We start from the raw sequence: 13,166 nt of genomic DNA, 5'->3' as shown, positions 1-13,166 counted from the left end.
GCACAAGTGGCCCCCTTCTTGCCTGAAGAGGCCCGACGCCCTCGTCCGTCGCCAGTCGGCGAACACTCCGGGCCCCTCTTGCCGCCTTCACCAAAAGGGATACCGCTCATGCGAGACCTCCCGAGCCTGACGACCTCCATCGCCCTCCTGGCCGCCCTGGCCCTGGCCGCCCCGGCGTACGCCGAGGAGACCTCCGAGGCGACCCCCTCCGAGGAGGCCGCCACCGAGGAGGCCCCTGCGGCCGAGGAGGCCGCCACCGAGGAGGCCGCCACCGAGGAGGCCGCCACCGAGGAGGCCACCGAGGCTGAGGCTGAGGCTGAGGCTGAGGCCGAGGCCGAGGCCGAGGCCGAGGCCGAGCCGGCGGCGGTGGTCGAGGAGGCGGCCGCGGGCGAGGCGGTGGCCGTGGAGACGGTCGAGGCGGTCGCTGAGGCCGAGGTGGCCGAGGCGGCCCCCGAGGTCGAGGCGAAGCCCGAGGGCGACGCGAAGGCCGAGGGTCCGACCAAGCCCTGGTCGGTGAACGTGGGCGTCGGCACCTCGATGAGCATGATGCTCTTCCACCCGACCCGCTATGTGCGCAGCAGCCAGGCCACCTTCATCCCCTCGGTCTCGGTGGGTGGCAGCTACCAGCTGAAGGAGCAGGTGACGGCCTCGGGCAACTGGGGCTTCTCCTACGAGCTGACCACCCCGGGCAGCACCAGCAAGAGCGATTTCCTGCGGCGCTTCAACTACGGCGACCCCACCCTCGGTCTCGCCCACGGCTCCCTCTACAAGGACGAGAAGCTCACCGGGATCAACGTCTCGGGCTCGGCCTCGGTGGGCCTCGGCCTCTCCCGGATGTCGATCACCGCCACCCAGCTCTTCTCCCTGGGCGCCTCGGTCGCCGCCAGCCGCAGCTTCCTCGACGACAAGCTCTCGGCCAACCTCTCGGTGACCGGCGGCCTGCCCTTCAACCGCTACACCTCGCCGGTCATCCGGCAGCAGTGGCGGGACGGGGTCTGGGCCTGCCAGATCCGCGAGAGCGGCAACGAGGCGGTCAACGACTCCCAGTGCGCCACCGGCGACAACAACGGCATGGCCAACATCGGCCTGAACCTGGGCGTGAGCTACCAGTTCACCGACAAGCTCGGCGGCATGCTGAACTTCGGCCTCTCCCGGGGCTGGAGCTATCCCATCCCCGTCGACGAGTTCTCCTCCCAGATCGTCGACTCGAAGGGCAACCTGGTCGTCGACAGCACGATCACCCCCTCCGACGCCATGATGGGCGGCCTCGGCCTCACCTACCGCCTGCCGGGCATGTACATGCTCTCCGCCAACCTCATGACCGGCGGTCCCCTCTTCCGCTACCTGGGCCCGGACCTCGACGACGAGAACCGTGTGCTGCGCTTCCCCTTCTGGGACTCCAGCCTGCAGCGCACGGGCTTCAGCCTCCGCGTCGGCCGCTCGTTCTAGCCTTCGACTCTATTTTTTCGATTCGTCCTCTGATCGCACGACCCCCCAAAGGAGCAACGCGATGAAGTCTCTTTCCCGCATCATCTCTCTCGCCGTGCTGGCCAGCCTGACCGCGCTCGGCTGCGCCCAGAACGTGGGCGACATCAACCGGGTCCAGCCCAACTACGTGAAGAAGTCCGACTTCGAGGGCGAGTGGTACATCCGCCAGACCATCGCGGACGTGGGTCCCTCGGTCAGCTTCTCCTTCGTGGGCATGACCCTGAACACCGAGAAGGTGAAGTGGGAGATCACCGAGCACTACCTGATCGGCTACCGCTCCTACGAGCTCTTCCCCGGGATGAACCCGAAGGTCGATCACGAGGGGAAGACCATCGACGACACCGACATCCGCCGGGACGCCGAGGGTAACCCGATCCTCGACGACAGCTACTACATCGACAACGGCTACAAGGACGCGCCGATCGCGGCCTACCGCGTCCAGAGCCACTTCGACATCCAGCGCCAGTACAACCCGGCGACCGGTGAGCAGAGCAACGTCATCACCGAGAACATGAGCGACCGGCACTGGTACGACCGCGAGTACATGCGGGTCGACTTCTCCCAGAACCTGATGGAGTCGTCGAACGACAACGCCACCGACATGGGCACCTGGGAGTACGTGCAGGAGAGCGCGGGCGGCGAGTGGGCCTTCCGGATGGAGACCGCCGAGGGCGAGGCGGTCATCGTCGATCCCACCGACCCCGGCTTCTCGGATCGCACCCCGCCGGCCTACATCGACGTGGTCTCCCGCGGCTACATCGATCCGGCCACCTACTGGATCGACGAGGACTACGGCGTGCCGGCCTGCTGGCTCATCGGCGAGGCCTACGACTGCGCCTCCGGTGAGGCCATGGTCCGCACCTCGATCCTGAAGATCCCCGAGACCCGCACCTTCGATCCGGTCTTCTACGACGACAAGGACATGGTGAAGTTCGGCTACTTCCGCACCGAGCGTGAGACCTACGACCGCCGCCTCGGCCGCACCGACGAGGGCCAGATCCTCCTCGCCAACATCCACCACATCTGGGAGACCGACTTCAACGCCGACGGCAGCGTGATGCCGAAGAACCTGCGGACCCCCAAGCCCATCGTCTACGCCCTCTCGGCCAACTGGCCCAAGGAGCTCGTCGGCGCGGCCGAGTGGACCGCCCGCGGCTGGTCGAAGGCCCTGGCCCGCGCCGTGGCCGCCGCCCAGATGAAGCCGGTCGAGACCGTCCTCGCGCAGTTCCCCTACGAGGACGCCAACGGCAACTACCTCAACACCGGCCTCTTCCAGATCGACTACAACGAGGACGGCCACGCGAAGATCGGCGATCTGCGCCACAACTTCATGTACTGGGTCGACCAGCCCCAGCTCTCCTCGCCCCTGGGCTACGGCCCCTCCTCGGTCGATCCCGAGACCGGCGTGATCGTCGCCGGCCAGGCCTACATCTACGGCGCCCCGATCGACACCTACGCCCAGCGCGGCCTCGAGATCGTCGACGCCCTCAACGGCGAGCTCACCATCGACGAGCTGATCACCGGCGACGACATCCGCGACCAGATCATCGCCGGCCGCGACCGCACCGATCCCCGCGCCAAGGCCGAGCGCGCCGGCCTCGCGGACGTCCTCGAGAAGCCGATCCTGGACGGCGCGAAGAACCTCATGAAGCCGCAGCACCTCGCCAAGATCGAGGCGCTCAAGCAGTTCGGCCTCGAGACCCTCAAGGAGGACTCGATGCAGCGGCTGCGCCGGATCGAGGGCACCCCCTTCGAGTCCTACATGATCAACGACGAGATCCGCGCCGTGGTGGCCCAGAAGTTCAAGAACATGGACCTGGTCGAGAACGGCATGACCCCCGAGCTCCTCGCCGCAGCGAAGCCCTACACCCTCGACGCCGACAAGCTGCTGCGCGACCAGCAGATCCGTCAGGACTGGGCCGCCAAGAACAGCATCTGGCTCGCCGACTTCGAGGATCCCTCGATCTTCGGCCTCGCCCAGGACCTCGCTGGCAGCGGCATGGACCGTGAGCAGATGTACCAGTGGCTGCGCAACTCCATCCTGCGGGCGGTGACCGAGCACGAGGTCGGCCACACCATGGGCCTGCGCCACAACTTCAACGGCTCCTACGACGCGATCAACTTCTTCCCGGAGTACTGGGAGCTGCGCAAGGAGAACCTGAACACCAGCCTCTCCACCATCGGTGACCTCTTCGACATGAGCGAGCTCACCAGCAGCCAGATCGCCGGCAAGATGCGGGAGTTCCAGTACTCCTCGATCATGGACTACGGCCGCGCCTTCAACAGCGACATCCACGGCCTCGGGCCCTACGACGAGGCGGCCATCCTCTACGCCTACGGTGACTCGGTGGAGGTCTTCCGCGAGGTCGGCAGCGGCTTCCGGAACAACTTCATGGACACCATCTACGAGGAGCGCGGCTCGCTGGCCTACTCCCAGTTCCTGGACGACATCCACTACACCTGGGTCCCCGTCCTCATGGGCGACGGCAACATCGACACCGGCATCGAGCGGCTCTACGACCGGATCGTCATGCCGGCTGCGGCCGTGAAGGCCTCCCGCGAGGCGGGCGACACCAGCCGCCTCCTCGAGGTGCCCTACATGTTCTGCTCCGACGAGTGGGTCGGCGTCGACGCCTCCTGCCACCGGTGGGACGAGGGCTCCGACATGTGGGAGCAGTCCCGCAACGTGCAGCAGAGCTGGCGGAACTACTACTGGTTCAACAACTTCCGCCGGAACAAGCGCGCCTGGAGCCCCTACGACGTCTACGCGCGCTCCGCGGGCCGCTACTTCAACATGATGCCGAACTTCTACCAGACCTGGCTCTTCGACCAGTTCTACACCCAGGCCGACAACATCCAGGCCAACTACAAGGCCATGGGCGCCTTCGAGGGCTTCAACTTCCTGATGGAGGTCCTCTCGATGCCGGCCTACGGCTCCTACGACTACGACGCGGCCACCAACCAGTACCAGTACGCCTGGACCTACAGCCACCGCTCGGGTGAGGACCTCTACCTGGATCGCGGCAACGACGCCCGGCGTCCCTACACCCGCTACGATTACCAGCGCGGCTACTACTACTGGTACTACCCGCAGGAGGCGTCGCACTTCTGGGACTACTACGCGGCCCTGCTGGCCCTCTCCCAGAGCTCGGCCACGGTCCGCGGCGCCAACACCCAGTCGGACTTCAGCTCGTACCTGATCCCCTACTACCTGGTCTTCGACAACGAGCTGACCCGCGTCTACAACGGCATCATCGGGGAGGAGTACCGCTCCTTCGCCCCGCGCTTCACGGGCACCGGCGGCAACCAGGCGGTCGTGCAGCGGCCGGCCTTCGACTGGCTCGACATCTACCCCGAGGGCTCGAGCTTCATCGACCTCGACCCGGTGGTCGTGCCCGAGATCAACTTCACCAACCGCTTCTATGCCCTGCTCTTCGGCATGAGCTCCTTCACCTCCAGCTACAGCCTGAACTTCCCGGACGATCGCCACATCTTCCGGCTGGGCTCGGGTGAGACCCTGGAGGCCGGTCCGGGCTTCGACGTGATCACCTTCTCCGATCCCACCACCGGCGTGGTCTACGCCGCGCTGCAGGCCCAGAACGCCGAGGCGAACGCTGCCACCAAGATGATCCAGCGGGCGAACCAGCTCCTCGCCAGCTACCAGGCCTGCGGTGGCGACGCGGAGTGCGAGAGTGACTGGACCTGGCAGATCGCCAACGAGGTCGAGTGGATGAACATCGAGCGCGCGATGTACGACATCTTCGGCAGCACGCTCTAGAGGGATCTAGATCTCCACCCAAGGGAGCCTTCCGGGCAGTCGATTGCCCGGGGGGCTCTCTTTCTTTAAGGTGCCAGACGATGGGTCGACCGGAGCAGATGAGCCTCCTGCTGCCGCTGCGGCGGGAGGCGCGGCCGAAGGGGGAGCAGCTGCGCTTGCGCGCCCAGGCCCTCTCGAACGATCTGGCCAGCCGCCTCGCCCACCCGGTGAAGCTGGTGGTCACCGACAACCGCTCCTCGGTGCTCACCATCCGCGAGGACGACGACGCCTTCCACATCCGGGCCCACCACATCTTCCTCTCGGCCGGCGACGAGGTGCGCGAGGCCCTCGCGGCCTACGCCCTCGGCCGCAAGAAGCGCAGCGCCGGCAAGCGCCTGGACGCCTTCATCGACTCGAACCTGGAGAAGATCCGCTCGGATCCCGCGGCCTCTCCCCGGGCGCCGGCCGACCCCGAGGGCGAGCACCACGACCTCAAGGAGATCTTCGAGGAGCTGAACCGGGAGTACTTCGGTGGGAAGATCGCCGCCCGGATCGGCTGGAGCAGCTGGGGGCCGCGCAAGCACCGCCGCAGGCGCTCGATCAAGATGGGCACCTACCTGCACGACGCCCGCCTGATCCGGATCCACCCCGCCCTCGACGATCCCGAGGTGCCGAAATACTACCTGGCCTGGGTCGTATTCCATGAAATGCTGCACCAGCTCGTCCCCCCGGTGAGAAAGAACGGCCGCACCTACTACCACCCGCCGGCCTTCCGGAAGCTCGAGAAGACCTACCGAGAGGCCGCCCAGGCGAAGGCCTGGGAGGAGGCGAACTTCCGCCGCCTCCTGCTGCCCCGGTCCGAGGAGTAGCGCGTCGTGGGCGATCCGGTCACGGTGGCGGCCGAGATCCAGGCGGTGATGCAGGGCTTCGGCCCCTGGGCGCCGCTGCTCCTCGGCGGCGCCTCGCTCGTCGAGTACGTCCTCCCGCCCTTCCCCGGCGACACGGTCACCCTGGTCGGCGGGGTGATGGCCATGAGCGGCGGGGTCTCCTGGGGGGCGGTGGTGGTGGCCCTCTTCCTGGGCAACGTGGTGGGCATGCTGGTCGACTGGGAGGTGGGCCGCTGGCTCGCCCTCCACGCGGGCCAGCTCCCCGGTGAGGCGGAGCGCCCCTGGTGGCAGCCCCTCTCCCAGGAGCGCTTCTCTCGCTTCGAGGTGGCCTACCGCAAGTGGGGCGCCTGGCTGCTGGTCGGCAACCGCTTCCTCCCGGCCGCCCGCGCCTTCTTCTTCCTGGCGGCCGGCGCGGCGGGCATCCCCCGGCGGCAGACCCTCTTCTGGGGCCTGATCTCCGCCACCCTCTGGAACCTCGGCGTCCTCGCCGCCGGCGCCTACCTCGGCGGCAACCTAGAGGAGATCATGGCCTTCGCCGCCCGGGTCGGCACCGGCGGCTGGGTCGTCCTCGGCGCCGCCCTCGCCGCCTGGGCCCTCCTCCTCCTCGCCCGCCGCCTCCGCCAGCGCCGCGCCTGACGCGGTCGCCTCCCTCGCGGCGCTTGCGGGCCGCAGGGAAGGGCCCCCCCGGGGGACGCTCACCTCCCGCCGGGCCCGTGCCGACGCGACACACCGCCGCTAGGCCCGGCTCCGGCTCGCTCGGCAGCGACGCCGCCCGGACTCGTGCTGGCTCGCGCAACCGGGCGGCGTCGCCGACGCCCCCGGGAGGGCCCTTCCCTGCGACCCGCGCGCCGCTCTCGGGCCACCGCGCGCAGGCCGCGCTCTCGGGACGGCGCACCCGAGGCGAGGGCACGGGCGATGGAGGGCGGGCCTGCGGCGATGGCGCTCGAGGGTTCTTCGGGGGCGCTACCCTGGACGAACGGGTCAACCAGCTTCGAGAGAGAGCGCGGTCTGCGCGCGGGCTCTCGAGAGCGGCGCGCGGGCCGGCTCAGCTCTCGGAGAGCCAGACGTCGTCGAGGCGGATGGACGGCACGGTCGGGAGGACGGTGACGCCGTGGACGCCGTCGCGGATGAGGACGGCGTCGCGCCCGTAGACGAGGGGAACGAGGCAGGGGTCCTCGTAGAGCTCGCGCTCGGCGCGCTGGTAGAGCTGGTGGCGAAGGTCGGGATCGACGGTGGCCCGGGCCTCGTCGGTGAGGCGATCGACGGCGTCGTTGCCGTAGTCGACGAAGATCGGCTTCTGCCCCGAGGAGTGGACGAGGAAGTAGAAGAAGGAGTCCGCGTCGGGGTAGTCGGCGACCCAGCCCTGGCGCAGCAGATCGAAGTCGCCCTCGCCGACGCGCCGCCAGTAGAGGTCGGCGGGCATCGGCTCCTCGCGGATCTGAACACCGATTTCCTTCAGGGGGGCCAGCAGGGTGCGGGTCGCCTCGATCCAGCCGGCGTCGCGCAAGGTGGCGTAGGGCCAGGCCAGCTCGAGGCCGGTGACGCCCTCCTCCTCGAGGATCTTGCGGGCCTGCTCGAGATCGAGCCGGTGCGGAGGCAGGTCCGCGGCGTGGCCGGGGAGGCCGCGGGGGATGAGGCCGGTGGCCAGGCCCGGGCGGCCCGGGAGGCGCCGGGCGAAGCCCTCGATGTCGAGGGCCATCCGCAGCGCCCGGCGCACGGCCGGGCGATCGAGGGGCGCCCGCCCGCAGCCGAAGAAGATCATCTCGGTGGAGAGGATGGGGTGGGAGCGCAGCTCGAGGCCGTCGACCGTCTTCTTGTTGGCCAGCCGGTCGGCGGGGATCTCCAGCGCGATGTCGGCGAGGCCGTCGGCGACCGCGGCGCAGGCGGCCGCCGGGTTGGCGTGGCCCAGCTGCAGCTCGATCGTGTCCAGGGGGATCGAGTTGGCGCGCAGGCCCTCCTCGAAGCGGACCAGCTTCAGGCTGCGGCCCGGCACCGAGGAGTCGATCCGGAAGGGGCCCAACCCCTGGACCCCGGCCTCGGTGCGGCGGGAGACGTAGCAGTCGGGGCTGGAGATCAGCTGGAGGAGGAAGGCCCGGGGCTCCTTGAGTTCGATCACCAGCTCGTGATCGTCGACCACCCGGATGCCCTCGACGTCGCTGCTCTCTCCGGCGCGGTAGTGGCGAGCTCCGATGAGGTCGAGGAAGAGGTCGGTCACCGGCCCCTCGCGGCCGGGCTCGAGGTGGCGCAGGAGCGAGGCCTTCACCGCGGCGGCGTCGCAGGTCGTCCCGTCGTGGAAGCGCAGCCCGCCCTGGAGGTGGAAGCGGTAGACCCGCCCCTCCCGCTCGACCTGCCAGCTGCGGGCCAGCGCCGGCCGGATCTCGGCCTGGGGGCCGGGGCGCAGCAGCCCCGAGTGGACCAGAGAGGCGACGATGGCCTCGCGCACTCCGCGCAGGCACAGCGGGTCCAGGCCCTCGGTCTCGTGGAGGAGGTTGGGCTCGACCATCGCCACCCGCAGGACGCCGCCATGGCGGGCCGAGGGGAGGCGGAAGGTGTCGAGGTCGGCGGTGATGGTCCCGGCCACCTCCTGCAGGCGGCGCGCCGTGCGGGAGAGGTCGGAGGCGACGCCGATGAGCCCCTCGGCGTCCGAGCCCACGTCGGTGCTCGCCGTGCGCACCCGCTGGCTGGCGTCGCTGGAGAGGCGGTGGGCCTCGCGCACCGCGGCGATGCCCTCGCGCAGCCGGGCGACGACCTCGCTCACCAGGCGTCCGTTGGCGGCCTGCTCCTCCGCGGCCTGCTGGGTCTGCCGGGTGAGCAGGGTCATCTGCTCGGTCCGGTCGGCGAGCTGGTTGCCCACCTCGGCCTGGCGGACCGCCTCCACCGAGATGTTCTCCACCTGGGACGAGACCTGCCGCGAGGCCCGGGAGACCCGCTGGCCCTCCTCCTCGAGGAGGGAGGTCTCCTTCACCGTCTCGGCCACGGCCGTCGCAGTCGCGGAGACGGTGGTCCGGATCTCGTCGAGGGCCTGCGAGGCCCGCTCGCCGAGGGAGAGGCCCGCCGAGGCCTGCACTCGGCCCTCCTCCATCACCTTCACCGCGGTGGAGACCTGGCTGGTGACCTCGGTGACGAGGTTGCCGATCTCGCGGGTGCTGCGCCCGGTCCGCTCGGCGAGGTCCCGGATCTCCTCGGCCACGACCGCGAAGCCCCGGCCGTGCTCTCCGGCCTGGGCGGCGAGGATGGCCGCGTTGAGGGCGAGGAGGTTGGTCTGGTCGGCGATCTCCTCGATGATCTCGACGATCTTGCCGATGGCCTGGGAGCGGGCGCCGAGGATGTCGACGATGTTCGCCGCCCGCTGCACGGTGTCCTCGAGGACGAAGAGGCCCTGCACCGCGTCCGAGACCAGCTGGTGGCCCCGGTCCGCGCGCTCGCTGACCTCCATCGCCTGGCGGCCGGTGTCCTCGGCCAGCGCCCGCACCCGGGCGATGCCATCGGCGACGACCTGGACGTAGTCGTCGGTCTCGGTGACGAAGCCCGAGAGGTGGTGGCCGCTGTCCACGAAGCGGTCGATGGACTGGCCCATCTCCTCCATCACCTCGCGGGTGCGCTGGACGAAGTCGTAGAGGGAGTCGAGGGCGGTGCCCACGGCGTCGATGGAGAGGTCCATCCGCTCGAGGGCGGTGCCGGCCTCACCGGCCCGGGTCTCGATCTCCTGGACGGTCATCTCGGAGGTCGCCAGGGCGTCCCCGATGGCGCCCGCCGCCGTCAGGGTGCTCTCCACGGTCAGGGCCTGGTGCCGGGCGGCCTGGAGCAGGCGGGTGGTGCCCTCGAAGACCTCCTGGGCGGCCACGTTCACGGCGCCGGTGGTGCCCTGGAGGCGCCCCAGGGTGCCCCGGATGGCCCGGACGGCCTCGCCGATCTGGGGGTCGCTGGGCTCGTGGGAGAGGTCCCCCTCGGCCAGCTTCTCCAGATCCAGGCTGCTCGCCCGCTCCTGGAGGGAGGAGGCGATGCCCCAGGTGCCGGCGATACCGACGGCCAGGCCGGCGACGACGCCCAGGATGAAGCCCAGGGCCCCGCCGCCCACCAGAAGGGCGGTTCCCGCCCCCGCCGCCCCGGCGAGGACGGTGAGAAGCGTGGACAGGCGTTGGAAGCGCTGTACCATGGGCCAGATCGCCGGGGTGATCCGTCCCCCGGGTCTTCCACCCATGGCATACAACCGCCGGCCAGCGCTACTTCTTTGTACCCTCCTGCTCCTCCTGCCCGCCGCGAGCGAGGCGGGGGAGACGCGGCGCTATTCCGTCCGCCTCCAGGGCAGCGAGGTCGGACACGCCGTCCTCACCTACCGGCGGGACTCGGGTGGGACGACCACTTACACGCACCACAGCAAGCTGACCTCCTCCCGCGACGGGAAGACCAGCGAGCGGGTCCTCCACGAGGAGGTGCGGGTCAAGGACGGGGTGCTGCTCTCGGCCTGGGCCGTGCGGATCTCCGGCGGCCAGCGCCAGGCGGTGAGCGCCCGCTGGGACGCCCGCGCCGGCGCGATGGTGGTGCGCCGCGGTGACCGGGTCGAGCGGGTGCCGGTGGACTCGGCGGCCGGGGTCGAGGCGCTCTTCGAGGCCCCCCGGCGGCTCATCGAGAGCGGCTCGGTCGGCGCCCGCCGGCGGGTCTTCGACCTGCCCGACGGGAACCTGGGCTGGGTCATCCTGCGGCAGGCCCGCGACGAGCGCGGCTGGGCCGAGACCGAGGAGCTCGGGGTGCGGGTGCGCTCCCGCTGGGCCCCCGGCGCGGCCCTCCCCGACGCGCTGGATCTGGTGGACATCGGGCTGGTCTACGCCGCCGAGGGCATCGAGGCCGGCAACGACGTGGGCCGGATGGCCGACCTCACCGGCGGCTCGGTGGTGGTCGAGGGCACCCTGGTCCCCGGCGTCCGCCTGCGCCTGTCCCCGCCGGAGGACTGGCCGGGGCTCGCCTGCGCCGACCGGGAGGTCACCCTTCCCGCGGCCGGGCCCCTCTGCGGGGCCGGCACCGACGAGGCCCCCACCCGGAGGCTCCAGCCCTCCGCCGGTCCGCAGGTCCGCGGCCTGGTCGCCCGGGTGAAGGGGCAGAGCATCACCGAGCGGGCCGCCTCCCTGGCGCAGCTGATCGACGGTCAGCTCGACCCCGAGGTGGACGGCGCCGGCCTCTGGGAGGCCGAGCCCGAGACCGCGCTGGCCCGCGGGCGGGGCGACTGCAACGAGGCCGCCGCCGTCTTCCTGGCGTCGGCGCCCCTCCTCGGCCTCGACGCCCGCCGCCGCACCGGGCTCTTCCAGGACCCCGCCGAGCCCACCCGCCTCTGGCCCCACACCTGGGTCGAGGTGCGCACCGAGAAGGGCTGGATCCGGGTCGATCCCTCGCGGGGCCAGGCCCCGGCCGAGGGCGTCTACCTCGATCTGGGGGCCGGCGACTCCCTGGCCGGTCAGCTCCGCTCGGTGGCGCCCGCGCTGCGCGGCGCGCAGGTGAAGGTCGTCGGGGCCCCGCCTCCCGGGACCCGCTGATCCCCTAGTCGAGGCCGGGCGGCACGGGCGTGTCGTCCTGCTGCCGGTCGGCGGGGATCCGCACGCTGGGCCTCACCCACTCGGTGAGGAGGAAGAAGCCCTCGAGGAGGCTCCGTCGGCCCTGCGCGCCGCTGGGCATGGGCAGCGCGGCAACCCGCGCCGTGGTCGGGCCGTTCTGGATGAGGCGGCCCACCGAGAGGGCGTGCCGGGCGGCGTTCCAGAGCTTGGCGTCCGAGGTGTGTACGGAGGCGCAGAGGAGGGAGTCGAGGGAGCCCACCAGGGCGAAGGCCTCCTCCGTGCTGCGTACGCTGAAGATGGGCAGGTCCGGGCCGAGGACCGGGTACATCTGGTAGCGGGAGTCCTCGAGGATGGTGGGCACCTCGTGGATGGCCGGGCCCACGTACCAGCCCACCGGATCGGCCCCGACGATGCCGGTGGCGCGCACCACCCGGTTGCCCTCGTTCTCGCCGAGGCGCACGTGGCGCAGGAAGGCGCGGCGAAGGGCCTCGGAGGCCAGGGGCCCCACCACCGTCTCCGGATCGAGGGGGTCGCCCACCCGGAAGCGGGTGGCGCAGGCGTCGAGGGCGGGCACGAACTTGCTCACCAGCTTGCGGTGCACGACCACCCAGCGGGTGGAGGTCGCGCGCTGCCCCGCGGTGAGGTAGGCGCCGAGCGCCGCGTCGCGCGCGGCCCGCTCGAGGTCCGCGCCCGGCAGCACCAGGAGGGGGTTCTTGCCCGGCGTCCGCATCCGCAGGGTCTTCCAGGGCTGCTCCTGGACGAGGCGGGCGACCCGCCGCGCCATGCCCGCCGAGGAGGTGAGCCGGACTCCGTCCAGCCCCGGGTGGCCGGCGAGCGCCGCCCGGAGATCCGAGTCCCCCTGCACCAGCGCGAAGACCCCCCGGGGCAGATCGGCCTCGTCGAGGATGCGGGCGTAGAGCTGGCCCAGGCCGGGGGTGAGGGCGTGGGGGTGGACGATCGCGACGTTCCCCGCCGCGAGCACCGCCAGCACGCCGCGGTGCAGATCGAGGAGGGGAGAGGCGAAGTCGGGCAGGACCGCCACCAGCCCCAGCGGCACCGGCTCGAGATCCTCGGAGAGGGAGGTGAGCTGCTCCAGCTGCTGCCGGGCGGGGCCCTCGAGGAGGGTGAAGAGCTCGATGGCCCGCTTCACCTCGGCCTCTCCCTCCCAGAGGGGCAGGCCAGCCTCGCGGGCCAGGAGCAGGACCAGCTCCTCCCGGTGATTGCGCAGCTGGGCCTTGATCTTGCCCAGGATCTTGAGGCGCCCCGCCAGGGGGAGCTCGCCCCAGCCCTGCCGGGCCTTGCGGCCCGCCTCCACCGCCTCCTCGATGGCCTCGAGGCGGAAGGTGCCCCGCCAGATCTCGTCGGTGACGTCCCGGGGGGAGACCGAGAGGAGGTGGCCGTCCGCCTTCGAGGGGCTGACCTTCACGAAGCGGCCGCCGACGTAGTTGCCGAGGTAGGGGAGGGGGGTGAGGTCGGGTGTGCTCATGG

General features: G+C 70.9%; 7 protein-coding genes. 5 read left to right on the top strand and 2 right to left on the bottom strand.

Going from position 1 to position 13,166, the window contains the following annotated elements:
• Positions 1-108: 108 nt before the first annotated feature.
• The 4 genes from P1V51_12700 (at position 109) to P1V51_12685 (ending at position 6,768) form a co-directional block, all read left to right on the top strand.
• Positions 109-1,449 (top strand): hypothetical protein, encoded by a 1,341-nt coding sequence (locus P1V51_12700; protein MDF1563900.1) that lies wholly within the window; start codon positions 109-111, stop codon positions 1,447-1,449.
• Positions 1,450-1,510: 61 nt separating this feature from the next.
• Entirely contained in the window at positions 1,511-5,266 is a 3,756-nt protein-coding gene (locus tag P1V51_12695) for a zinc-dependent metalloprotease (protein MDF1563899.1), read from the top strand.
• Between the two features lie 80 nt (positions 5,267-5,346).
• Positions 5,347-6,114, top strand: coding sequence for a hypothetical protein (locus P1V51_12690; GenBank protein ID MDF1563898.1), 768 nt, complete (start codon positions 5,347-5,349; stop codon positions 6,112-6,114).
• Positions 6,115-6,120: 6 nt separating this feature from the next.
• The gene (locus P1V51_12685) at positions 6,121-6,768 is read left to right on the top strand and encodes a VTT domain-containing protein (GenBank protein ID MDF1563897.1); all 648 of its coding nucleotides are present in this window, start codon (positions 6,121-6,123) and stop codon (positions 6,766-6,768) included.
• 409 nt (positions 6,769-7,177) lie between these two features.
• On the opposite strand, the gene P1V51_12680 is transcribed toward P1V51_12685, so the two are convergent.
• Positions 7,178-10,288 (bottom strand): ABC transporter substrate-binding protein, encoded by a 3,111-nt coding sequence (locus P1V51_12680; protein MDF1563896.1) that lies wholly within the window; start codon positions 10,286-10,288, stop codon positions 7,178-7,180.
• A gap of 43 nt (positions 10,289-10,331) precedes the next feature.
• Here P1V51_12680 and P1V51_12675 point away from each other — a divergent pair, with 43 nt between their 5' ends.
• A complete protein-coding gene (locus tag P1V51_12675) occupies positions 10,332-11,660 on the top strand; it encodes a transglutaminase domain-containing protein (GenBank protein MDF1563895.1) in 1,329 nt (442 codons plus the stop codon).
• A gap of 4 nt (positions 11,661-11,664) precedes the next feature.
• Here the strand turns inward: P1V51_12675 and P1V51_12670 are convergent, their stop codons facing one another.
• Positions 11,665-13,164 carry an aldehyde dehydrogenase family protein gene (locus P1V51_12670; GenBank protein ID MDF1563894.1) on the bottom strand — a complete coding sequence of 500 codons (1,500 nt, stop codon included), beginning with the start codon at positions 13,162-13,164 and terminating at the stop codon, positions 11,665-11,667.
• Positions 13,165-13,166 lie beyond the last annotated feature (2 nt).

This window comes from Deltaproteobacteria bacterium (assembly GCA_029210625.1).
Taxonomy (GTDB): domain Bacteria; phylum Myxococcota; class Myxococcia; order SLRQ01; family SLRQ01; genus JARGFU01.
This window is presented reverse-complemented; position numbering and strand designations above follow the sequence as displayed.

Bases quoted from the DNA above. Each gene is read 5' to 3' on its own strand.
- P1V51_12670 (MDF1563894.1), bottom strand. From the start codon at position 13,164: ATGAGCACACCCGACCTCACCCCCCTCCCCTACCTCGGCAACTACGTC.
- P1V51_12690 (MDF1563898.1), top strand. From the start codon at position 5,347: ATGGGTCGACCGGAGCAGATGAGCCTCCTGCTGCCGCTGCGGCGGGAG.
- P1V51_12700 (MDF1563900.1), top strand. From the start codon at position 109: ATGCGAGACCTCCCGAGCCTGACGACCTCCATCGCCCTCCTGGCCGCC.
- P1V51_12680 (MDF1563896.1), bottom strand. From the start codon at position 10,288: ATGGTACAGCGCTTCCAACGCCTGTCCACGCTTCTCACCGTCCTCGCC.
- P1V51_12675 (MDF1563895.1), top strand. From the start codon at position 10,332: ATGGCATACAACCGCCGGCCAGCGCTACTTCTTTGTACCCTCCTGCTC.
- P1V51_12695 (MDF1563899.1), top strand. From the start codon at position 1,511: ATGAAGTCTCTTTCCCGCATCATCTCTCTCGCCGTGCTGGCCAGCCTG.